The organism is Pseudomonas bharatica (genome assembly GCF_048586865.1).
Taxonomy (GTDB): Bacteria; Pseudomonadota; Gammaproteobacteria; order Pseudomonadales; family Pseudomonadaceae; genus Aquipseudomonas; species Aquipseudomonas bharatica.
Genome location: NZ_JBMAWR010000004.1, coordinates 219,239 through 240,207 on the forward strand (window position 1 = coordinate 219,239; position 20,969 = coordinate 240,207).

Consider the following 20,969-nt stretch of genomic DNA (forward strand, 5'->3'; position numbering starts at 1 on the left):
TCTATTTCGTTTCGGCCACAGGCCTGAGGAACACACCATGGACACCAAACTGCTCGATATCCTCGCTTGCCCGATCACCAAGGGCCCGCTCAAGCTCAGCGCCGACAAGACCGAGCTGATCAGCAAGGGTGCCGGCCTGGCCTATCCGATCCGCGACGGTATCCCGGTGATGCTGGAAAGCGAAGCCCGTACCCTGACCGACGATGAGCGCCTGGACAAATGAGCCTGGCCTTTACCGTAGTGATCCCGGCGCGGCTGCGTTCGACGCGCCTGCCGAACAAACCGCTGCTGGCGATCGCCGGCAAGCCGATGATCCAGCATGTCTGGGAACAGGCGCGCAAGAGCAGCGCTGCCCGCGTGGTCATCGCCACCGACGATGCCAGCATCGTCGAGGCCTGCAAGGCCTTCGGTGCCGAGGTCCTGCTGACCCGCGCGGACCACGAATCCGGTACCGACCGCCTGGCCGAAGTGGCGGCCGCGCTGGACTTGCCTGCCGATGCCATCGTGGTCAACGTGCAGGGCGACGAGCCGCTGATCCCGCCGTCGATCATCGACCAGGTGGCCGCCAACCTGGCTGCCCATCCGGAAGCGGGCATCGCTACGCTTGGCGAGCCCCTCGAATCGGTCGAGGCATTGTTCAATCCGAACGTGGTCAAGGTGGTCGCCGATTGCAACGGGCTGGCCCTGACCTTCAGCCGTGCGCCGCTGCCTTGGGCCCGTGACGCGCTGGCCCGGGATCGCCAGCAACTGCCGGCCGGGGTGCCCTACCGTCGGCATATCGGCATGTATGCCTACCGTGCCGGCTTCCTCCAGGACTTTGTTGGCTGGGGCCCGTGCTGGCTGGAACAGACTGAAGCACTGGAGCAGTTGCGCGCGCTCTGGCATGGCGTGCGTATCCATGTCGCCGATGCCCTGGAAGCACCGCCCGTGGGTGTCGATACGGCCGAAGACCTCGAGCGCGTGCGGCGCTTGCTGGAGGCCTGATGCGCGTCCTCTTCGTTTGCCTGGGCAATATCTGCCGCTCGCCGACCGCTGAAGGCGTATTGCGTCATCAATTGGCCGAAGCCGGGCTGGCCGAGGTGATCCATGTGGCGTCGGCGGGCACCGGCGACTGGCATGTCGGCAACCCGCCGGACAGCCGCACCCGTCGCGCCGCCCAGTTGCGTGGCTACGATCTGTCGGCCCAGCGGGCGCAGCAGGTCAGCGTGGAGGACTTCACCCGTTATGACCTGATCCTGGCCATGGACAAGAGCAATCTGGCCAATCTCCAGGCGATGCGCCCGGGTCACGCCAGCGCCGAGCTGGACCTGTTCCTGCGCCGCTACGAAGGCGCCCTGGACGAGGTCCCGGATCCTTACTACGGCGGCGAGCAGGGCTTCGAGCATGTGCTTGACCTGATCGAAGCGGCCTGTCGCGGGCTGGTCAGCGAATTGAAGGGACGGCTATGAGCGCCAAGGTTGAATCGCAGGTTTCCCTCAAGCCGTACAACAGCTTCGGGATCGACGCCGAGGCGCTTCATTTCGCCCAGGCGCGCAGTGACGACGATGTGCGTCAACTGCTGGCCTATGCCGCCAGCGAGGACCTGCCGGTCCTGGTGATTGGTGGTGGCAGCAACCTTTTGCTGACCCGGGACGTCACCGCGCTGGTCCTGCGCATGAACAGCAGCGGCATCCGCATGCTCTCGGATGATGGCGAGCGAGTGGTGGTCGAAGCCGAGGCGGGGGAACCCTGGCATCCGTTCGTGCAGTGGACCCTGGCGCAGGGCCTGGCCGGGCTGGAAAACCTCAGCCTGATCCCCGGTACCGTTGGTGCTGCCCCGATGCAGAACATCGGCGCCTATGGTGTCGAGATCAAGGATGTCTTCGCCGGGTTGACCGCGCTGGATCGCCAGACAGGCGATCTGCGTGAGTTCAGCCTGGAGGAGTGCGAGTTCGCCTACCGTGACAGCCACTTCAAGCGAAATCCGGGACGCTGGATCATTCTTCGGGTGCGTTTTGCGCTCAGCCGGGTTGGGGCGCTGCATCTGGATTACGGCCCGGTGCGTCAGCGCCTGGCAGACCAGGGCATCACGCAGCCGACGGCCAGGGATGTCAGCGAGGCGATCTGCAGCATTCGCGCAGAGAAACTGCCGGACCCGGCCACGCTGGGCAATGCTGGAAGTTTCTTCAAGAATCCGGTGGTCAGTGCCGAACTGGCCCAGTGCATTCGTGACCAGCATCCGGGTGTCGTGGCTTATCCACAGGCCGACGGTCGGGTGAAGCTGGCGGCGGGCTGGTTGATCGAGCAGGCGGGCTGGAAAGGTTATCGCGACGGCGATGCCGGTGTGCACAGGATGCAGGCGCTGGTGCTGGTGAACTATGGCCAGGCGACTGGCGAGCAGGTGCATGAGCTGGCGCAGAAGATCCAGGGCGACGTTCTCGAGCGGTTTGGTGTCGAACTCGAGATGGAGCCGAATCTGTATTAAAAGCCCTGCATGAACCTTGTGGGAGCGGGTTCACCCGCGATAGCTTCGGTGAATTCACTACCGTAATCGCGGGTAAACCCGCTCCCACAGGGTGCGCGTTCAGCTTTTGACAGGTAATAAAAAGCCCCGCCAGTTTTCACTGGCGGGGCTTTTTTCAGCCTTTGGAAATCAGAAGTGCGGTTTGTGCTCTTCGGTGGTTTCCAGGGCTTTCGGGGCTTCCTCGGTGACCTGGGCTTGGGCCTCAGCCGCTGCGGCGGCCGCGGCAGCAGCTGCTGCTTCGGCTTCACGCTTGCGACGGCGGACTTCACGCGGGTCATTCGGGGCGCGGCCGTTCGAGGTAGTCACGACAGGCGCTTCGACGGGGGCCGGCTCGGCGACTGGAGCCTCGACCACTGCTGCCGGGGTTTCCTCGGCAACGGCTGGCGCTGGCGTTTCAACCACTGGCTGAACCTCGACGACCGGTTCCTGGGCTTGTGGCTGCTCCTGGGCAACGACTGGCTCAGGCGCGGCTTCCACGACCGGAGCGGCTTCGACCACAGGCGCGGCCACTTCGGCAGGCTGCTCGACAGGCTGTGGAGTCACTTCGACCACTGGCTCGACGCTCGGCTCGACGGCTTCGACGACGGCAGCCGGTTGCTCGACCGCAGGGGCAATGCTCGTTTCAGCCACTGCTTCGGACGGTTTCACGGCCTCGGCCACTTCGGCGATCTCGGCGGCCTGGGATTGCACTGGCGCAGGTTCGACCTGTGGAGCGCTTTCCTCGACCTTGGCGGTAGCGCGTTCGGCCTGGGCGTGAGCCTCGGCTTCGGCGTTGGCGCTGATGGCAGTGGTGGCGACCGCAGCGGTCACTGCCAGGCCGGCAGCCAGTTCGGCAGTGCTTGGCTCCTGGCCTTCTTCAGAGGCTTCTTCGCCGCCTTCGATCAGTTCGCCATTGGCATCACGCTGACGCTCACGGCGGTTGCTGCGACGACGCTGGCCACGGGAGCGACGGCGTGGACGTTCGCCTTCGGCGCCTTCCTGGTTGTCGTCCTGCAGCAGTTCTTCGTTCGGCAGTTGCTCCTCGGCAGCTTCGGCAGCCTGCTCGGCAGGGCGTGGCTGGCGCTCTTCGCGCGGTGGGCGCGGTTGGCGCTCTTCACGAGGTGCGCGTTCTTCACGCGGAGCACGCTCCTCACGAGGCTGACGCTCTTCCCGCGGGGCGCGTTCTTCACGAGGTTGACGCTCTTCACGCGGTGCGCGTTCTTCGCGAGGTGCACGCTCTTCACGTGGAGCACGTTCAGGACGCTCTTCACGAACGGCTGGTGCGGCCGGAGCAGCATCCAGTGGTTCACGCAGTTCGCGGACCGGGCGATCTTCACGAGGACGACGCTCTTCACGCGGAGCACGTTGCTGACGCTCTTCACGTGGTGCGCGCTCTTCACGCGGCTGACGCTCCTCCCGTGGTGCGCGTTCCTCGCGAGGCTGGCGCTCTTCACGCGGTGCACGCTCGGCACGCTCTTCGCGCGGCTTGCGATCTTCATCGCGACGGCCGTTGCGGTTGCGGCTCTGCTGGCGACCGTTGCGGCGCTCTTCGTTGCGTTGCGGACGCTCGGTGGCGGCTGGCTTCGCGGCAGCAGCAGGCGCAACTGGCTCTTCCTTGCTGCCGGCGAACAGGCTGACCAGCGACTTGACCAGGCCCTTGAACAGGCTTGGTTCCGGCGCGATGTGGGCAGGCGCTGCAGGAGCGGTTGCTTCCGGCTGCTCGGCGGCGACCGGGGCGTTGCCGCGGGCCGGTGCGGTCTTCACCGCGGCTTCCTGGCGAACCAGGGTGCGGGTGGCGGCGGCTTGCGGCGCTTCCTCGACTTCGGCAGCAGCGATCTCGTAGCTGGACTGGGCGCTCAGGGCTTCCGGGTTGTCATCACGCAGGCGCTGGACTTCGAAGTGCGGCGTCTCCAGGTGATCGTTCGGCAGGATGATGATGCGCGCACGGGTGCGCAGTTCGATCTTGGTGATCGAGTTGCGCTTCTCGTTGAGCAGGAATGCGGCGACCGGGATCGGCACCTGGGCACGAACCTCGGCGGTGCGGTCCTTCAGGGCTTCTTCTTCGATCAGGCGCAGGATCGCCAGGGACAGCGACTCGACGTCACGGATAATGCCGGTGCCGCTGCAGCGCGGGCAGACGATGCCGCTGCTTTCGCCCAGGGACGGGCGCAGGCGCTGGCGGGACATCTCCAGCAGGCCGAAGCGCGAGATGCGGCCGACCTGGACGCGGGCGCGGTCGGCTTCCAGGCACTCGCGGACTTTTTCTTCCACTGCGCGCTGGTTCTTGGCCGGGGTCATGTCGATGAAATCGATGACGATCAGGCCGCCGATGTCGCGCAGACGCAGTTGGCGGGCGATTTCCTCGGCCGCCTCTAGGTTGGTCTGCAGGGCGGTTTCCTCGATATCGCTACCTTTGGTGGCGCGCGCCGAGTTGATGTCGATCGACACCAGGGCTTCGGTCGGATCGATCACGATCGAGCCGCCGGACGGCAGGTCGACCACGCGCTGGAAGGCGGTTTCGATCTGGCTTTCGATCTGGAAACGGTTGAACAGCGGGACGCTGTCTTCGTACAGCTTGATCTTGCTGGCGTACTGCGGCATCACCTGGCGGATGAAGGTCAGGGCTTCTTCCTGGGCATCGATGCTGTCGATCAGCACTTCGCCGATGTCCTGGCGCAGGTAGTCGCGGATGGCGCGGATGATGACGTTGCTTTCCTGGTAGATCAGGAAGGGCGCGGCGCGGTCCTGGGAGGCTTCCTTGATCGCGGTCCAGAGTTGCAGCAGGTAGTCGAGGTCCCACTGCATTTCTTCGCTGCTGCGGCCGAGGCCGGCAGTGCGCACGATCAGGCCCATGTCGGCCGGAGCGACCAGGCCGTTCAGGGCCTCGCGCAGTTCATTGCGTTCTTCGCCTTCGATGCGACGGGAAATCCCGCCGGCACGCGGGTTGTTCGGCATCAGTACCAGGTAGCGGCCGGCAAGGCTGATGAAGGTGGTCAGGGCTGCGCCCTTGTTGCCACGCTCCTCTTTTTCGACCTGGACGATGACTTCCTGGCCTTCGCTCAGTACTTCCTTGATGTTGACCCGGCCTTCCGGGTTCTTCTTGAAGTATTCGCGGGAGATTTCCTTGAGTGGCAGGAAGCCATGGCGTTCGGAGCCGAAGTCGACGAAAGCGGCTTCGAGGCTGGGTTCGATACGGGTGATCCGGCCTTTGTAGATATTGGCCTTCTTCTGCTCGCGCGCACCGGACTCGATGTCCAGGTCGTAGAGGCGCTGGCCGTCTACCAGAGCAACACGCAACTCTTCGGGTTGAGTCGCGTTAATCAGCATTCTTTTCATGTAATACCGTCGGTTTCCGGGCTGCCGGAAACGGCGTTCGGCACACACGACTTCTCACGGTCGGTGTCAGGTGCGTCAGGGGTGGCGGGCCATCCCGTGTCCAGCGACTTCCGGCTGACTGGTGACCAGTGTTGCCGAGGCCGCGACGACGCGTCCTGCTTGCTGTTGTGTCATATGCACGTCAGTCAGGAGGAGGAATCAGCCTTCGTCCGTGGACGCCCGGTGGGCATCCTGTTTCGAGACCAGGTCCGGCGCTGAGGCCGGGACGCGGTACTACACGGTCCGACGGTTGTGCATCTCCACCCTACACGTATCCCTGATAATCGGGTGCTGCCGCGCGCTGAATCCGCAACGGGTTGCATTTATCGCCGGCTCCATACGGGAGCCCGCGCAGTTTATGGCTAAGGCAGGTATTTCCGAAGCATCCGCCATGACTGCGTGAAAGCGTTGGCACTGAGAAGAGTGGCATCGAAAAAAAACGGAAAGGGAGGGTCAAAAGCCGCTCTTGTTGTTTTTTATCGGTCTTCTCTCATCGGCGCTGGTGGCGATTCCAGGCATTTCTGTAAACTGGCGAAAGCCCCGTCGGACGGCCTCGCGTCCTCGAGAATTGCGTCGGTCAGGGCCGGCTTGAAGCCATTGGTCCGCTGGCCAGCCGCTTTTGGCGGCGTTCGCGACTATAGCAGCAATCATTAAGTGCTTCAAATCCATAAAAAATTGTTATGATCCGCCAAATGACGACCTCTACCCCCCAGACTTCCAGCGTCCAGCTGATCGAAGTCCCGCCGGAACTTGCCGGCCAGCGTATCGATAACTTCCTTGTCAATGTTCTCAAGGGCGTACCCAAGACCTTGATTTATCGCATTTTGCGCAAAGGCGAAGTGCGGGTGAACAAGGGGCGCATCAAGCCCGAATACAAGATCCAGTCCGGCGATATCGTGCGTGTGCCGCCGGTGCGCCTGCCCGAGCGCGACGAGCCGGTGCCGGTGGCCCAGGGGCTGCTGCAGCGGCTCGAGGCGGCGATCGTCTATGAAGACAAGGCGCTGATCGTGTTGAACAAGCCGGCCGGCATCGCCGTGCATGGCGGTAGCGGCCTGAGCTTCGGGGTGATCGAAGCCTTCCGTCAGTTACGCCCGGATGCCAAGGAGCTGGAACTGGTCCATCGTCTCGACCGCGACACCTCCGGCCTGCTGATGATCGCCAAGAAGCGCAGCATGCTGCGCCACCTGCACACCGCCTTGCGTGGCGATGGCGTGGACAAGCGCTACATGGCGCTGGTCCGTGGTCATTGGGCGACCGGCAAGAAGCAGGTCAATGCGCCATTGCTCAAGAGCAATCTGCGCTCCGGCGAGCGAATGGTCGAAGTGAATGAAGAGGGCAAGGAGGCACTGACGGTCTTCCGCGTGCTGCGCCGCTTCGGTGACTTCGCCACCATGGTCGAGGCCCGCCCGATCACCGGTCGCACCCACCAGATTCGGGTCCATGCCCTGCACGCCGGGCATGCCATCGCCGGTGACAGCAAGTACGGCGACGAGGACTTTACCCGGGAGATCCGCGAGCTGGGCGGCAAGCGCCTGTTCCTGCATGCCTATGCCCTGACTGTGCCCTTGCCCGATGGCGGCGAGCTCAAGCTCGAGGCGCCGGTGGACGAGATGTGGGCCCAGACCGTGGAGCGCCTGAGTGCAACGTGACTACGACCTGCTGATCTTCGATTGGGACGGTACGCTGGCCGACTCCATCGGTCGTATCGTCGAGGCCATGCATGCCTCCGCCGAGCGTGCCGGCTATCCGCTGTGCAGCGACGAGGCAGTCAAGGGCATCATCGGCCTGGCCCTGCCCGAAGCCATCAGCACCTTGTATCCGCAACTGGTCGAGGCCGAGGTCATGGCTTTCCGTCAGCACTACGCGGACATCTACATGGCTCTCGATGACCAGCCTTCACCCTTGTTCCCAGGCGTGGTCGAAGCGCTGGACGCCTTTCGCGCCGAGGGCTACCGCCTGGCCGTCGCCACCGGCAAGGCCCGGCGTGGGCTGGATCGGGTGCTCAAGGCCAATGGTTGGGAGGATTTCTTCGATATCACCCGCGCTGCCGACGAAACCCGTGGCAAGCCGCATCCGCTGATGCTGGAAGAGATCATGGCGCACTGCCGGGTCCCGGCGTCGCGGTCGCTGATGATCGGTGACTCGTCCTTCGACCTGCTCATGGCGCAGAACGCCGGGATGCATTCGGTCGCGGTGGGGTATGGTGCCATGTCGCTGGAGACGTTGAGCGTTCACCGGCCGCAGTTGTCTATCGAACACTTCTCACAGTTGCCGGCCTGGCTTGCCCGGGCGGCTACACCGGTATTTCCAGGGTAGGTAAAGCATGGTCGACGAGTGGAAAGCGCCTCGCGAAGAAAACGACGAAGAGCAGAAAAGCTGGAAGTTGCTGGAAAAGACCTTGCTGGCCAGCGTCCAGGAACAGCGCAGGGCGCGGCGCTGGGGGATCTTCTTCAAGTTGCTGACGTTCCTTTATCTGTTCGGCATCCTCTTCCTGTTCTCGCCGCTGGCGAAGATGGAGAAGGGTGCTGTCGGAGGTACCGGGCACACGGCGTTGGTCGAGGTGCGCGGGGTCATTGCCGACAAGGAAGAGGCCAGTGCCGACAACATCATCGGCAGCCTGCGTGCGGCGTTCAAGGATCCCAAGACCAAGGCCGTGGTGCTGCGCATCAATAGCCCGGGCGGCAGCCCTGTGCAGGCGGGCTACGTGTATGACGAAATCCGCCGCCTGCGTGGCGAATATCCGCAGATCAAGCTGTATGCGGTGATCACCGATCTCGGTGCGTCGGGTGCCTACTACATTGCCAGCGCGGCAGACCAGATCTATGCCGACAAGGCAAGCCTGGTCGGTTCCATCGGCGTTACCGCGGCCGGATACGGGTTTGTCGGCGCCATGGAGAAGCTTGGGGTCGAGCGCCGTACCTACACTGCCGGCGAGCACAAGGCGTTCCTTGATCCATTCCAGCCGCAGAAGCCCGAGGAGACTGCGTTCTGGCAGGGTGTGCTGGATACCACGCACAAGCAGTTCATCGCCAGCGTCAAGCAGGGCCGAGGGGAGCGCTTGAAGGACAAGGAGCATCCCGAGCTGTTCAGTGGGTTGATCTGGTCTGGCGAGCAGGCTGTGGATCTGGGGCTGGTGGATGCCCTGGGCAGCGCTGGCTATGTGGCCAGGGAAGTGGTGGGTGAAAAGGATCTTGTGGACTTCACCATCGAGGAATCTCCGTTCGATCGCTTCTCCAAGCGCCTCGGGGCCAGCGTCGCCGAGCACCTGGCGATGTGGATGGGGTTCCAGGGGCCGAGTCTGCGCTGATTCTTTCCTGTTGATAAAAAGCCGACCTCGATGGTCGGCTTTTTGTTGGGCATCAAGCCAGCTCTCATAGAGCAAAACATAACTCTTTGATTTGCAGGGACCTTGTGGGAGCGGGTTCACCCGCGATTGCGGTAGTGAGTTCACAATAGCAATCGCGGGTGAACCCGCTCCCACAGGGTACGCGTCGTGTTTTGAAGCTGTTCTCTGGGCGACAGCGCAGCCTGAAAGGCTGGGCGGACTCCCACAGGGTTTTGTGGTGTTCTCGGGAATGGTGCTTCAGGGTACGCTGACGCCTTCCTTTATCAGCATATCTACCAGGCGAATCAGTGGAAGTCCGATCAGGCTGGTCGCATCGCTGCCGTGGGTGCCCTGGAACAGGCTGACACCCAGCCCTTCGCATTTGAAGCTGCCAGCGCAATCGTAGGGTTGCTCGATGCGCAGATAGCGCTCGATGCGCGGCAGGTCCAGGTTGCGCATGTGCACGCTGAACGGAACGCAGTCCACCTGGCATTCACCGGTTGCACTGTTGAGCAGGGCGACACCGGTCAGGAAGGTGACATGGTTTCCGCTTGCTGCCAGCAACTGCTCGCAGGCCTTGTCGAACGTGTGCGGTTTGCCGAGGATCTGCTCGCCGAGTACTGCCACCTGGTCGGAGCCGATGATCAGGTGCGCCGGATGCCGGTCGGCCAGGGCCAGGGCCTTTTCCCGGGCGAGGCGCTTGACCAGGTCGACGGCGGGCTCGTCGTCGATGCGCCGTTCGTCGATATCCGGCGAGGCCCAATCGAATGGCAGATGCAGGCGCGCCAGCAATTCGCGCCGGTAGGGTGAGCTGGAAGCCAGTATCAGCGGTAGCATGAAATACTCCAGTGCAGGTTCGCCGATTCTAACATGTTGGGCCGGGACGGAATTTCCTTTGACAGGGGCGGGGGGCATCCCTAGAATGCTGCGCCTATGTTGAATGACCCGATTCCACCTCACGTTGACCCGCGCAAATTGGCCGATCGTGGCGTTTCCATCGAAGGAAGCGTACCGCTCGCCGATTTGGAGAGACTCTGCGACCCGCTTTCCGACAATGTCGGTACGGTGCAGGCCAAATTCGATTTTGAGCGAGACGAGCAGGGCGCGGTGGTTTTCCACACCGACCTGAACGTCGAGGTCAAGATGGTTTGCCAGCGTTGTCTTGAGCTGGTCACCCTGCCGATCCACAGCGAGTGTACTTACGCCGTGGTGAAGGAGGGTGCGAATACCCAGTCGTTGCCGAAAGGTTATGACGTGCTGGAACTGGGCGAGGATCCTTTGGATCTGCGGGCGCTGGTCGAGGAAGAGCTGTTGCTCGCCTTGCCCATCGTGCCTGCTCATCATCCGGAAGAATGCCAGCAGCCGGCGGGCGCCGATGAGCCCGAACCGAGCGAGGACGAGGTAAAGCGGTCCAACCCGTTCAGTGTATTGGCGCAGTTAAAGCGTGACCCAAACGTTTAGGAGTTAATCAATTATGGCTGTTCAGCAGAACAAAAAATCCCGCTCTGCCCGTGACATGCGCCGTTCGCACGATGCCCTCGAAGCCAACGCCCTGTCCGTAGAGAAAACCACCGGTGAAGTTCACCTGCGTCACCACGTTTCGCCAGAAGGCGTATACCGTGGCCGTAAAGTGATCGACAAGGGCGCTGACGAGTAATCCTTGTCCGCTCAGATCATTGCGATCGACGCAATGGGCGGGGACTTCGGTCCCCGCAGCATTGTCCAGGCAAGTCTCGCTTGTCTCTCGGCTACCCCCTCGCTTCACCTGACCCTCGTCGGTCAACCCTCCCTCCTTGAAGATCTGATCGCTGGCCAGTCGGCAGCGGATCGCGCGCGGCTGCAGATTGTTGCGGCGAGCGAAGTGATCGGCATGGATGAGCGGCCCTCCCAGGCGTTGCGTGGCAAGCCCGATTCGTCGATGCGCGTCGCTCTCGAATTATTGCGCGATGGCAAGGTCCAGGCCTGCGTCAGTGCCGGCAATACCGGCGCCTTGATGGCGCTTTCACGCTATGTGCTGAAGACCCTGCCCGGCATCGATCGTCCGGCCATGGTCGCGGCGATCCCGACCCGCACCGGCTACTGTCAGTTGCTCGACCTTGGCGCCAATGTCGATTGCAGTGCCGAGCATCTCTACCAGTTCGCCGTGATGGGCTCGGTGGCAGCCCAGGCCCTGGGGATCTCCCGCCCGCGGGTGGCGCTGCTGAATGTCGGTACCGAGGACATCAAGGGCAACCAGCAGGTCAAGCTGGCGGCCAATCTGCTGCAGCAGGCCCGCGGCCTGAACTACATCGGTTTCATCGAGGGCGACGGGTTGTATCGCGGCGAAGCCGACGTGGTGGTGTGCGACGGCTTCGTCGGCAATATCCTGCTCAAATCCAGCGAGGGCCTGGCGACCATGATCGGCGCCCGTATCGAAGCGCTGTTCCGTAGCAGCATGGCATCGCGCCTGGTCGGGGCCATGGCGATGCCGCTGCTCAAGCGCCTGCAGGCCGACCTAGCGCCGGCGCGACACAATGGCGCAAGTTTTCTCGGGCTTCAGGGCATCGTCATCAAAAGCCATGGCTCCGCCGGCGTGCAGGGTTTCCAGAGTGCCATCCAGCGGGCCCTGATCGAAATCCAGGAAAACCTGCCCGAGCGTTTGCACGGCCGACTCGAGGATCTGTTGCTTTAGGCATAATCGGCGGGAAGTGGTTAAATGTGACCGCTTGGTTCTCGTTACCATCCAACTTTCGATTTTCTTGTGTCCAGCTACGGCTGGACACTCATTTTCGACGACAAGATCACTAGGGGCTTGTTCAATGTCTGCATCCCTCGCATTCGTCTTTCCCGGTCAAGGTTCGCAGTCCCTCGGCATGCTCGCCGAGCTGGGCGCCCAGTATCCACTGGTCATCGAGACCTTCCGTGAGGCCTCCGAGGCTCTGGGCTACGATCTCTGGGCGCTGGTCCAGCAGGGTCCGGAAGAGCAACTCAACCAAACCGATAAAACCCAGCCTGCCATCCTGGCCGCTTCGGTTGCCCTGTGGCGCCTGTGGCTGGCGGAGGGTGGTGCGCGTCCGGCATTCGTTTCCGGTCACAGTCTGGGTGAATACAGTGCATTGGTCGCCGCCGGCAGCCTGAGCCTGGCCGATGCGGTCAGGCTGGTCGAGCGTCGCGGTCAACTGATGCAGGAAGCCGTTCCGGCCGGGCAGGGCGCCATGGCTGCCATCCTCGGCCTGGATGACGCCGATGTCGTGGCCATCTGTGCCGAAGCGGCCCAGGGCGAAGTAGTCAGCGCCGTCAATTTCAACTCGCCGGGGCAGGTGGTCATCGCCGGTGCCAAGGCTGCGGTCGATCGTGCCATGGAGGGCTGCAAGGCCCGTGGCGCCAAGCGTGCCCTGCCACTGGCGGTCAGCGTGCCATCGCACTGCGAACTGATGCGTCCGGCCGCCGAGCGCTTCGCCGAGTCGGTGAACGCCATCGAGTGGAAGGCCCCGGCCATTCCCGTGGTGCAGAACGTCAGCGCGGCGGTGCCGGCTGACCTGGATGCCCTCAAGCGCGACCTGCTGGAGCAGCTGTACAAGCCGGTCCGTTGGGTCGAGTGCGTGCAGACCCTGGCTGCCCAGGGCGCGGTGCAACTGGTCGAGTGCGGTCCTGGCAAGGTGCTTGCCGGTCTCAACAAGCGGTGCGCCGACGGCGTGACCACCCACAACCTCAATACCCCGGATGCCTTCGCCGCCACTCGCGCGGCGCTGGCCTGATTAGGAGAGCCTGCATGAGTCTGCAAGGTAAAGTTGCACTGGTCACTGGCGCAAGCCGTGGCATCGGCCAGGCCATCGCCCTGGAGCTGGGTCGCCTGGGCGCTACCGTGATCGGTACCGCTACCTCTGCGTCCGGCGCCGAGCGTATCGCCGCTACCCTCAAGGAGCATGGCATCACCGGTACCGGCCTGGAACTGAACGTCACCAGCGATGAGTCCGTCAGCGCGGTCCTGGCGACCATCCAGGAGCAGTTCGGTGCGCCGGCTATCCTGGTCAACAACGCCGGCATCACTCGCGACAACCTGATGATGCGCATGAAGGATGACGAGTGGTTCGATGTCATCGATACCAACCTGAACAGCCTCTACCGTCTGTCCAAGGGGGTCCTGCGCGGCATGACCAAGGCGCGCTGGGGCCGTATCATCAGCATCGGTTCGGTGGTGGGTGCCATGGGCAACGCCGGTCAGGCCAACTACGCTGCGGCCAAGGCTGGTCTGGAAGGCTTCAGTCGCGCGCTGGCCCGCGAAGTGGGTTCCCGCGCCATTACCGTGAACTCGGTGACTCCGGGCTTTATCGACACCGATATGACCCGCGAGCTGCCTGAAGCGCAGCGTGAAGCGCTGCAGACGCAAATTCCGCTGGGCCGTCTGGGCCAGGCCGATGAGATCGCCAAGGTGGTCGCATTCCTGGCTTCCGACGGTGCGGCTTACGTGACCGGCGCAACCATTCCGGTCAACGGCGGGATGTACATGTAGTTAAATGTGACGGATTGTTTTAAAAAAATGTCATACGTGCTGACTAAAATCCGTTATAAAGCTGCAACCAAATTCCAGGGGTAGCGGCAGGTGCGATGCAGGAGGGCGCGTTTAGCTTGAAAAGCAGGCGCCTTTCTATAAACTTACACACCGGCCAGCTGCCTGACATATGTCCATTAGGAGTGAAAACAAGGTATGAGCACCATCGAAGAACGCGTCAAGAAAATCGTTGCCGAGCAACTGGGCGTCAAGGAAGAAGAAGTGAAGCCAGAGTCTTCCTTCGTTGAGGACCTGGGCGCCGATTCGCTTGACACCGTTGAGCTGGTGATGGCTCTGGAAGAGGAATTCGAGACCGAGATTCCTGACGAAGAAGCCGAGAAGATCACTACTGTTCAAGCTGCTATCGACTACGTCAACAGCCACCAGGGCTAAGACTGCTTTAGTCGTTACTTCTTGTCAGGGAAAAACCGCACTGCCTTTGCTGGCGTGCGGTTTTTTCTTTGCAAGAGATGTAGACATATAGAAAAAGGAGAGCGCTGTGTCGCGTAGACGCGTCGTGGTCACCGGTATGGGCATGCTGTCGCCACTGGGTACCGATGTACCGAGCAGTTGGCAGGGCATTCTGGCTGGCCGCAGTGGCATCGGTCTGATCGAGCATACTGACCTTTCTGCCTATTCCACCCGCTTCGGTGGCTCGGTGAAGGGCTTCGATGTCGAGCAGTACCTGTCGCTCAAGGAAGCTCGCAAACTCGACCTGTTCATCCAGTACGGCCTGGCGGCCGGTTTTCAGGCGGTGCGCAATGCCGGCCTGGAAGTCACCGATGCCAACCGTGAGCGCATTGGCGTGGCCATGGGCTCGGGTATCGGCGGCCTGACCAATATCGAAGACACCAGTCGTACCCTGCACGAGCAAGGTCCGCGGCGCATTTCGCCATTCTTCGTGCCTGGCTCGATCATCAACATGATTTCCGGTTTCCTGTCCATCCATCTGGGTGTGCAGGGGCCAAACTATGCCATCGCCACCGCCTGCACCACCGGTACGCACTGTATCGGCATGGCCGCGCGCAACATCGCTTTCGGCGAAGCCGACGTGATGATCGCCGGCGGTGCCGAGATGGCCGCTTGCGGCCTCGGCATGGGCGGCTTCGGCGCCTCCCGTGCGCTGTCCACGCGCAACGACGACCCGACCCGCGCCAGCCGTCCCTGGGACAAGGGCCGCGACGGTTTCGTCCTGTCCGACGGTTCCGGTGCCCTGGTGCTCGAAGAGCTGGAGCACGCCAAGGCCCGTGGTGCGACCATCCATGCCGAACTGGTCGGTTTCGGCATGAGCGGCGATGCCTACCACATGACCTCGCCACCCGAGGATGGTGCCGGTGCCGCCCGCTGCATGGCCAATGCGCTGCGTGACGCACAGGTCGATCCGACGCAGGTCAACTACATCAATGCCCACGGTACCTCGACGCCTGCCGGCGACCTGGCGGAAGTGGCAGCGATCAAGTCGGTATTCGGCGAGCACGCCTACAACCTGGCGGTCAGTTCCACCAAGTCCATGACCGGGCACCTGCTGGGCGCGGCCGGAGCGGTAGAGGCGATCTTCAGCGTCCTGGCGATCAACAGCCAGGTGGCGCCGCCAACCATCAACCTCGACGAACCGGATGTCGGCTGCGACCTCGACTTCGTGCCTCATGAAGCGCGCAACATGCCAATCGACGTGGTGCTGTCCAACTCGTTCGGTTTTGGCGGTACCAACGGCTCGCTGGTGTTCCGTCGGTTCGTCGGCTGATGCAGGCCTGGGTCGATGGGCAGGGCGCCGATACCCTGGCGCTGCAAAGCCGCGGCCTGGCCTATGGCGATGGTTTGTTCGAGACCATCGCCGTCAAGGCGGGGAAAGCCTCGCTGCTCGATTATCACCTCGATCGCCTGGCCTTGGGTTGCCAGCGCCTGGCCATCGAGGCCGATCTCCAACTGATTCGTGACGAGTGCTGCCGCTACGCCGTGCTGCTCGGCGACGGCGTGCTCAAGCTGATCCTGACCCGGGGCGATAGCCAGCGCGGTTACGCCGCTGTCGCCGGGGCCATGCCGCGGCGGATTCTCCAGGGCAATCCCGTACCGGTTTATCCCTCTGAACATGCTGACCAGGGCGTAAGCCTCTTCCCTTGTCGCACCCGCCTTGCCGAGCAGCCGCTATTGGCTGGTCTCAAACACCTCAATCGCCTGGAACAGGTACTGGCGCGCGCCGAATGGCAGGGTGCCGAGTACGCTGAAGGATTGATGCTGGATATGTCCGGTCGTGTCATCGAAGGGGTATACAGCAACCTGTTCCTGGTGCATGGCGGGCAGTTGCTTACCGCTGACCTGAGTCGCTGTGGCGTGGCAGGCGTCATGCGCGCGGCGCTGCTCGACGCCGCCGGCCGCGAAGGTATCGGCGTGCAGATCCGCGACCTGGCGCTGGACGACCTCGAGCAGGCGGATGAATTGTTTCTCTGCAACAGTGTCTACGGTGTCTGGCCGGTGCGCTCGTTCGCATCGCTGAACTGGTCGCCGGGGCCTCTCACCCGTAAACTGCAGGCCATCGCCCGCACGCTGCTGGATGCCTGATTTTGAGACGTAAATTGTTGTTGCTGCTGGAGATCATCCTGATCCTGGGCGGCCTGGTGCTCGGCTATTCCGCCTGGAAGGTCAGTTCGTCGGTGGACCAGCCGTTGCACCTTGGTGGCGAGGAACTGCTGGATGTTCCCACCGGCACCAACCCCAATCGCATGTTCTATCGCATGGAAGGCCAAGGCCTGATCAAGGACGCCTTCTGGCTGCGTCTTTACTGGCGTTTCAATATGGCCGGTACCGCGCTGCATACCGGTGAGTACCGCATGACGCCGGGCATGACCGTCCGCGATCTGCTCGACGCCTGGCGCCGTGGCGACGTGGTCCAGTACAACCTGACCCTGGTCGAGGGCTGGACTTTCCGCCAGGTGCGCGCAGCCCTGGCCAGGCATGAAAAGATCAAGCACACCCTGGACGGCATGAGCGATGCCGAGGTGATGGACCAACTGGGTCATCCGACGGTTTTCCCCGAGGGCCGCTTCTTCCCCGATACCTATAAGTTCGTGCGCGGCACCTCCGATGTCGAGTTGCTGCAACAGGCCTATGCCCGCCTGGAAGAGGTGCTGGCCAGGGAGTGGGCCGATCGTCCCGCCGAACTGCCTTACCGTGATCCTTACCAGGCGCTGATCATGGCCTCGCTGGTCGAAAAGGAAACCGGAGTACCCCATGAGCGTGGCCTGATCGCCGGAGTGTTCGTCCGGCGCATGCAGATCGGCATGCAGTTGCAGACCGACCCTACCGTCATCTACGGCATGGGCGAGCGCTACAACGGCAAGATCACCCGCGCCGACCTGCGTGAGCCCACGCCCTATAACACCTACGTGATCAGCGGCCTGCCGCCGACGCCCATCGCCATGGTCGGTCGCGAGGCGATCCATGCCGCACTCAATCCTGCGCCCGGCACCAGCCTGTATTTCGTCGCCCGCGGTGATGGCAGCCATGTCTTCTCCGACGATCTCGACGCCCACAACTCGGCGGTACGCGAATATCAGTTGAAGCGTCGCGCCGACTATCGTTCCAGCCCGGCGCCGCTCAACGGTGATGACAAGGCCCGGAAGGACGAGCCCGTACCGCAGGAGGCACCCGCGGTGCCGCCCGCCGTTGGTCCGGTCGAGACGCCGGCCGCCGGGGACGCTATCCAGCAATGACCATTTTCGAGGACGCCGAGTGAGCGGTTTGTTTATTACCCTGGAAGGCCCGGAAGGCGCCGGCAAGAGCACCAACCGCGACTATCTGGCCCGGCATCTGCGCGACTGCGGCCTGGATGTGCTGCTGACCCGCGAACCGGGCGGCACTCCCCTGGCCGAGCGGATCCGCGAGCTGTTGCTCGCGCCCAGTGATGAAAAGATGCATGCCGATACCGAGCTGTTGCTGGTCTTCGCCGCCCGGGCCCAGCACCTGGCCGAAGTGATCCGCCCGGCCCTGGCTCGTGGTGCCGTGGTGCTTTGTGACCGTTTCACCGATGCCACCTATGCCTACCAGGGAGGCGGTCGTGGCCTGGACGTGGAGCGTATCGCCACGCTCGAACGGTTCGTCCAGGAAGGGTTGCAGCCTGACCTGACGCTGCTGTTCGACCTTCCGGTTGAAGTCGGCCTTTCCCGGGCCGCCGCCCGGGGTCGCCTGGACCGGTTCGAGCAGGAAGGCCAGGGCTTCTTCGAAGCCGTGCGCCAGGCCTACCTCGACCGGGCCAAGGCCGACCCGCAACGTTACTGCCTGATCGATGCGGCGCAGCCGCTGCCAGCGGTGCAGCAGGCGCTGGATGGCCTGGTCGGGCAGATCGTGGACCGTTGCCGTGGCTGAAGCGTATCCGTGGCAGGCGGCGCTCTGGCAGCAATTGGCCGGCCGCGCCCGGCATGCCCATGCCTATCTGCTGCATGGTCCCCAGGGAATCGGCAAGCGTGCCCTGGCCGAGAACCTGATGGCGCTGCTGTTGTGCCAGCGTCCTGCGGAACTCCGGGCCTGTGGACAATGCAAGTCCTGCATGCTGCTGGCGGCGGGCAGCCACCCTGACAACTATGTGCTGGAGCCGGAAGAGGCGGACAAACCGATCAAGGTCGACCAGGTTCGTGACCTGGTCGGCTTCGTCACCCAGACCGCCCAGTTGGGAGGGCGCAAGGTGGTATTGATCGAGCCGGTGGAGGCGATGAACGTAAATGCCGCCAACGCCTTGCTCAAAAGCCTTGAAGAGCCTTCCGGCGATACCGTTCTGTTGTTGGTCAGTCACCAGCCAAGCCGCTTGCTGCCGACGATCAAGAGTCGCTGCCAGCAGATTGCCTGCCCGCAACCGAAGGAGGCCGAAAGCCTGGCCTGGCTGGCCTCGGCCCTGCCTGGATGCGAGGAGCAGGAGCGCATCGAGTTGCTCAGCCTGGCCGCGGGGTCGCCGCTGATGGCAGTCGATCTGCAAGGCCAGGGTGTGCGGGAGCACCGTGCCCAGGTGGTCGACGGGGTGAAGAAACTGCTCAAGCAGCAGCTATCGCCCAGCCAGCTTGCCGAATCCTGGAAGGATGTTTCCCTGCTACACCTGTTCGACTGGTTCTGCGACTGGTCGAACCTGATCCTGCGCTACCAGCTGACCCAGGATGAGGAGGGCCTTGGCCTGGCCGATATGCGCAAGGTCGTGCAGTACCTCGCACAGAAAAGCCCGCAGGGCAGGGTACTGGAGATCCAGGACTGGATTCTCGAACAGCGCCAGAAAGTCCTCGGCAAGGCCAATCTCAACCGCGTGCTGTTGCTGGAGGCCCTGCTGGCTTCCTGGGCCATGTTGCCCGGGCAGCGCTGAATTTCCTCAATTTCCTTTTCGAATCGTGACTTCGCCATGCTCGTAGACTCCCATTGCCACCTCGACCGTCTTGATCTCGCTGCCCATGATGGCTCCCTGGATGCTGCGCTCGACGCGGCGCGTGCCCGTGGAGTCGGGCATTTCCTGTGCATCGGGGTCAGCGCCGACAATGCCGCCCAGGTCAAGGCCCTGGCCGAGCGTTACGCCGATGTGGACTGTTCGGTGGGCGTCCATCCGCTGGACCTGGCGCCGGGGGCCGAGCCGGCGCTGGACTGGCTGCTGCAGGAGCTGAACCATCCGAACGTGGTGGCCATCGGTGAGACCGGCCTTGACTATCACTACGAGCCGGAAGCGGCGCAGCTGCAACAAGCGTCGTTCCGCCTGCACCTGGAGGCTGCCGGCGTCACCGGCAAGCCGGTGGTCATCCACACCCGTGCCGCACGGGCCGACACCCTGGCCCTGTTGCGCGAGGCCGACCTGTCCCAGGCCGGTGTGCTGCATTGTTTCACCGAGGATTGGGACATGGCCCGGGCGGCGCTGGATCTTGGTTACTACATTTCCCTGTCCGGCATCGTCACCTTCCGCAATGCCGACGCGCTGCGGGATGTCGCGCGCCAGGTGCCGGCCGACCGCCTGCTGGTGGAAACCGACTCGCCCTACCTCGCGCCCATTCCCCATCGTGGCAAGCCGAACCTGCCGGAATACGTACGTGACGTTGCCGAGTTCATTGCCCTGGTGCGGGGCGAGCGCTACGAGCAACTGGCGGAGCAGACCACCGCCAACTTCCGCCGGCTGTTCCCGCTGGCGCGCGTGTCCGCGGCCTGAGCCCGGCGAACGGGCAAAAAAAACCCGGGTTCTGGGGGGGGGAATCCGGGTCAAGACCATTAGGAGTAAAACAAAGGCGAACACTCCCTGATCACCTTTATCGGCGAGACACTTGGGGGATATGCCCCGCCAACAATTCAAGTATTAATCAGGATTGATGGGCTTCCAGCCCAGGCTGCTCGTTTTTTAAACAGATTTGGAATACGCCCGCCGCTGCTGAGAGCGCATCGCTCCTGGCAAAGGTTCTCGAAGCCATGAACATGCTTGGATGATCCGTGCATTTTCCCGCAAGTTAGGCATAATACTTGGCTTCGATTTTGATCCAGTCCTCCTTATGCAGAAAGAACCTCGCAAGGTCCGTGAATTTCGTCGCCGTGAGCAAGAGATTCTCGATACCGCACTCAAGCTGTTTCTCGAACAGGGTGAAGATAGCGTCACCGTCGAGATGATCGCTGATGCTGTGGGTATCGGCAAAGGCACGATCTACAAGCACTTCAAGTCCAAGGCGGAGATCTACCTGCGCCTGATGCTCGACTACGAGCGGGATTTGAACCAACTGCTGCACTCCGCCGATGTCGACCGCGACAAGGAAGCCCTGTCGCGCGCCTACTTCGAATTCCGCATGCGCGATCCTCAGCGCTACCGCCTGTTCGACCGCCTTGAGGAAAAGGTGGTCAAGGGGCACCAGGTGCCGGAAATGGTCGAGGAACTGCACAAGATCCGCGCCTCGAACTTCGACCGCCTGACCCTGCTGATCAAGGGCCGGATCAGTGAGGGCAAGCTCGAGGATGTACCGCCGTATTTCCACTACTGCGCCGCCTGGGCGTTGGTACACGGCGCCGTGGCGCTGTACCACTCGCCGTTCTGGAGCAACGTGCTGGAAGATCAGGAGGGCTTCTTCCAGTTCCTGATGGATATCGGCGTGCGCATGGGCAACAAGCGCAAGCGCGACCCGGAACCAGCGGCGAACTGATACCTGCCTGCGACACCGTCGCTGTCGGTGATGACGGGGCAGGAATATACTTTGGAGGCGAGGCTTGCAAAAACCTGATTTTTGAGTCAGGTTTTGCAGGCCCGAATCATTCCATCC

22 protein-coding genes are annotated in these 20,969 nt (G+C 62.9%); 20 read left to right on the top strand and 2 right to left on the bottom strand.

Annotated elements, in window-relative coordinates:
* Positions 1 to 37 precede the first annotated feature (37 nt).
* From ACKLLE_RS07690 to murB, 4 genes are read left to right on the top strand one after another with little or no spacing between them, the layout of a single operon-like run.
* On the top strand, positions 38 to 223 hold the full coding sequence (locus ACKLLE_RS07690; RefSeq protein WP_003247142.1) for a Trm112 family protein: 186 nt from the start codon (positions 38 to 40) through the stop codon (positions 221 to 223).
* Positions 220 to 984, top strand: a complete 765-nt coding sequence (kdsB, locus tag ACKLLE_RS07695; protein WP_064304884.1) for a 3-deoxy-manno-octulosonate cytidylyltransferase — start codon at positions 220 to 222, stop codon at positions 982 to 984. Before ACKLLE_RS07690 ends, kdsB begins: the two co-directional genes overlap by 4 nt.
* Entirely contained in the window at positions 984 to 1,448 is a 465-nt protein-coding gene (locus tag ACKLLE_RS07700; protein ID WP_064304883.1) for a low molecular weight protein-tyrosine-phosphatase, read from the top strand. Before kdsB ends, ACKLLE_RS07700 begins: the two co-directional genes overlap by 1 nt.
* A complete protein-coding gene (murB, locus tag ACKLLE_RS07705) occupies positions 1,445 to 2,464 on the top strand; it encodes a UDP-N-acetylmuramate dehydrogenase (protein WP_420057498.1) in 1,020 nt (339 codons plus the stop codon). The genes ACKLLE_RS07700 and murB overlap by 4 nt, the downstream gene beginning before the upstream one ends.
* Positions 2,465 to 2,632: 168 nt before the next feature.
* Here murB and rne read toward each other — a convergent pair whose 3' ends face one another.
* A complete protein-coding gene (gene rne / locus ACKLLE_RS07710; protein WP_420057500.1) occupies positions 2,633 to 5,818 on the bottom strand; it encodes a ribonuclease E in 3,186 nt (1,061 codons plus the stop codon).
* Positions 5,819 to 6,549: 731 nt separating this feature from the next.
* Here rne and rluC point away from each other — a divergent pair.
* The 3 genes from rluC to ACKLLE_RS07725 are packed head-to-tail and all read left to right on the top strand — an operon-like array spanning position 6,550 to position 9,164.
* The gene (rluC, locus tag ACKLLE_RS07715) at positions 6,550 to 7,506 is read left to right on the top strand and encodes a 23S rRNA pseudouridine(955/2504/2580) synthase RluC (protein WP_420057501.1); all 957 of its coding nucleotides are present in this window, start codon (positions 6,550 to 6,552) and stop codon (positions 7,504 to 7,506) included.
* Positions 7,496 to 8,173, top strand: a complete 678-nt coding sequence (locus ACKLLE_RS07720; protein WP_420057502.1) for an HAD family hydrolase — start codon at positions 7,496 to 7,498, stop codon at positions 8,171 to 8,173. The genes rluC and ACKLLE_RS07720 overlap by 11 nt, the downstream gene beginning before the upstream one ends.
* 7 nt (positions 8,174 to 8,180) lie before the next feature.
* Positions 8,181 to 9,164 (top strand): S49 family peptidase, encoded by a 984-nt coding sequence (locus ACKLLE_RS07725; RefSeq protein ID WP_420057504.1) that lies wholly within the window; start codon positions 8,181 to 8,183, stop codon positions 9,162 to 9,164.
* A 276-nt stretch (positions 9,165 to 9,440) separates the two neighbouring features.
* Here the strand turns inward: ACKLLE_RS07725 and ACKLLE_RS07730 are convergent, their stop codons facing one another.
* On the bottom strand, positions 9,441 to 10,019 hold the full coding sequence (locus ACKLLE_RS07730) for a Maf family protein (RefSeq protein WP_420057505.1): 579 nt from the start codon (positions 10,017 to 10,019) through the stop codon (positions 9,441 to 9,443).
* A gap of 96 nt (positions 10,020 to 10,115) precedes the next feature.
* On the opposite strand from ACKLLE_RS07730, the gene ACKLLE_RS07735 reads away from it, so the two are divergent.
* The 13 genes from ACKLLE_RS07735 to ACKLLE_RS07795 all read left to right on the top strand — a co-directional run bounded on the left by ACKLLE_RS07735 (position 10,116) and on the right by ACKLLE_RS07795 (position 20,852).
* Positions 10,116 to 10,643 (top strand): YceD family protein, encoded by a 528-nt coding sequence (locus ACKLLE_RS07735; RefSeq protein WP_064304877.1) that lies wholly within the window; start codon positions 10,116 to 10,118, stop codon positions 10,641 to 10,643.
* A 13-nt stretch (positions 10,644 to 10,656) separates the two neighbouring features.
* Positions 10,657 to 10,839: a 50S ribosomal protein L32 gene (gene rpmF / locus ACKLLE_RS07740; protein WP_009406838.1), complete on the top strand. Its 183-nt coding sequence runs from the start codon at positions 10,657 to 10,659 to the stop codon at positions 10,837 to 10,839.
* A gap of 3 nt (positions 10,840 to 10,842) precedes the next feature.
* On the top strand, positions 10,843 to 11,853 hold the full coding sequence (gene plsX, locus ACKLLE_RS07745) for a phosphate acyltransferase PlsX (protein WP_081263296.1): 1,011 nt from the start codon (positions 10,843 to 10,845) through the stop codon (positions 11,851 to 11,853).
* Positions 11,854 to 11,980: 127 nt separating this feature from the next.
* Positions 11,981 to 12,919 (top strand): ACP S-malonyltransferase, encoded by a 939-nt coding sequence (fabD, locus tag ACKLLE_RS07750; protein ID WP_420057507.1) that lies wholly within the window; start codon positions 11,981 to 11,983, stop codon positions 12,917 to 12,919.
* Between the two features lie 14 nt (positions 12,920 to 12,933).
* Positions 12,934 to 13,674 carry a 3-oxoacyl-ACP reductase FabG gene (fabG, locus tag ACKLLE_RS07755; protein WP_009406831.1) on the top strand — a complete coding sequence of 247 codons (741 nt, stop codon included), beginning with the start codon at positions 12,934 to 12,936 and terminating at the stop codon, positions 13,672 to 13,674.
* Positions 13,675 to 13,869: 195 nt separating this feature from the next.
* On the top strand, positions 13,870 to 14,106 hold the full coding sequence (gene acpP / locus ACKLLE_RS07760) for an acyl carrier protein (RefSeq protein ID WP_009406829.1): 237 nt from the start codon (positions 13,870 to 13,872) through the stop codon (positions 14,104 to 14,106).
* Between the two features lie 106 nt (positions 14,107 to 14,212).
* Positions 14,213 to 15,457: a beta-ketoacyl-ACP synthase II gene (fabF, locus tag ACKLLE_RS07765; RefSeq protein ID WP_009406827.1), complete on the top strand. Its 1,245-nt coding sequence runs from the start codon at positions 14,213 to 14,215 to the stop codon at positions 15,455 to 15,457.
* The gene (gene pabC, locus ACKLLE_RS07770) at positions 15,457 to 16,272 is read left to right on the top strand and encodes an aminodeoxychorismate lyase (RefSeq protein WP_420057509.1); all 816 of its coding nucleotides are present in this window, start codon (positions 15,457 to 15,459) and stop codon (positions 16,270 to 16,272) included. The genes fabF and pabC overlap by 1 nt, the downstream gene beginning before the upstream one ends.
* Positions 16,273 to 16,274: 2 nt before the next feature.
* Complete coding sequence (gene mltG, locus ACKLLE_RS07775) at positions 16,275 to 17,423, top strand: endolytic transglycosylase MltG (RefSeq protein WP_420057511.1); 1,149 nt, start codon at positions 16,275 to 16,277, stop codon at positions 17,421 to 17,423.
* A 19-nt stretch (positions 17,424 to 17,442) separates the two neighbouring features.
* Positions 17,443 to 18,075, top strand: coding sequence for a dTMP kinase (tmk, locus tag ACKLLE_RS07780; RefSeq protein WP_064304872.1), 633 nt, complete (start codon positions 17,443 to 17,445; stop codon positions 18,073 to 18,075).
* Positions 18,068 to 19,054: a DNA polymerase III subunit delta' gene (locus ACKLLE_RS07785; protein ID WP_420057512.1), complete on the top strand. Its 987-nt coding sequence runs from the start codon at positions 18,068 to 18,070 to the stop codon at positions 19,052 to 19,054. The genes tmk and ACKLLE_RS07785 overlap by 8 nt, the downstream gene beginning before the upstream one ends.
* Positions 19,055 to 19,090: 36 nt before the next feature.
* Complete coding sequence (locus ACKLLE_RS07790) at positions 19,091 to 19,879, top strand: TatD family hydrolase (RefSeq protein ID WP_064304870.1); 789 nt, start codon at positions 19,091 to 19,093, stop codon at positions 19,877 to 19,879.
* 334 nt (positions 19,880 to 20,213) lie between these two features.
* Positions 20,214 to 20,852: a TetR/AcrR family transcriptional regulator gene (locus ACKLLE_RS07795; RefSeq protein WP_009406816.1), complete on the top strand. Its 639-nt coding sequence runs from the start codon at positions 20,214 to 20,216 to the stop codon at positions 20,850 to 20,852.
* Positions 20,853 to 20,969: the final 117 nt, after the last annotated feature.

What these genes read in the sequence shown, in the direction of transcription:
- ACKLLE_RS07690 (WP_003247142.1), top strand. Translation starts at nt 38, where the DNA reads ATGGACACCAAACTGCTCGATATCCTCGCTTGCCCGATCACCAAGGGC.
- kdsB (WP_064304884.1), top strand. Translation starts at nt 220, where the DNA reads ATGAGCCTGGCCTTTACCGTAGTGATCCCGGCGCGGCTGCGTTCGACG.
- ACKLLE_RS07700 (WP_064304883.1), top strand. Translation starts at nt 984, where the DNA reads ATGCGCGTCCTCTTCGTTTGCCTGGGCAATATCTGCCGCTCGCCGACC.
- murB (WP_420057498.1), top strand. Translation starts at nt 1,445, where the DNA reads ATGAGCGCCAAGGTTGAATCGCAGGTTTCCCTCAAGCCGTACAACAGC.
- rne (WP_420057500.1), bottom strand. Translation starts at nt 5,818, where the DNA reads ATGAAAAGAATGCTGATTAACGCGACTCAACCCGAAGAGTTGCGTGTT.
- rluC (WP_420057501.1), top strand. Translation starts at nt 6,550, where the DNA reads ATGACGACCTCTACCCCCCAGACTTCCAGCGTCCAGCTGATCGAAGTC.
- ACKLLE_RS07725 (WP_420057504.1), top strand. Translation starts at nt 8,181, where the DNA reads ATGGTCGACGAGTGGAAAGCGCCTCGCGAAGAAAACGACGAAGAGCAG.
- ACKLLE_RS07730 (WP_420057505.1), bottom strand. Translation starts at nt 10,019, where the DNA reads ATGCTACCGCTGATACTGGCTTCCAGCTCACCCTACCGGCGCGAATTG.
- ACKLLE_RS07735 (WP_064304877.1), top strand. Translation starts at nt 10,116, where the DNA reads ATGTTGAATGACCCGATTCCACCTCACGTTGACCCGCGCAAATTGGCC.
- rpmF (WP_009406838.1), top strand. Translation starts at nt 10,657, where the DNA reads ATGGCTGTTCAGCAGAACAAAAAATCCCGCTCTGCCCGTGACATGCGC.
- fabD (WP_420057507.1), top strand. Translation starts at nt 11,981, where the DNA reads ATGTCTGCATCCCTCGCATTCGTCTTTCCCGGTCAAGGTTCGCAGTCC.
- fabG (WP_009406831.1), top strand. Translation starts at nt 12,934, where the DNA reads ATGAGTCTGCAAGGTAAAGTTGCACTGGTCACTGGCGCAAGCCGTGGC.
- acpP (WP_009406829.1), top strand. Translation starts at nt 13,870, where the DNA reads ATGAGCACCATCGAAGAACGCGTCAAGAAAATCGTTGCCGAGCAACTG.
- pabC (WP_420057509.1), top strand. Translation starts at nt 15,457, where the DNA reads ATGCAGGCCTGGGTCGATGGGCAGGGCGCCGATACCCTGGCGCTGCAA.
- ACKLLE_RS07790 (WP_064304870.1), top strand. Translation starts at nt 19,091, where the DNA reads ATGCTCGTAGACTCCCATTGCCACCTCGACCGTCTTGATCTCGCTGCC.
- ACKLLE_RS07795 (WP_009406816.1), top strand. Translation starts at nt 20,214, where the DNA reads ATGCAGAAAGAACCTCGCAAGGTCCGTGAATTTCGTCGCCGTGAGCAA.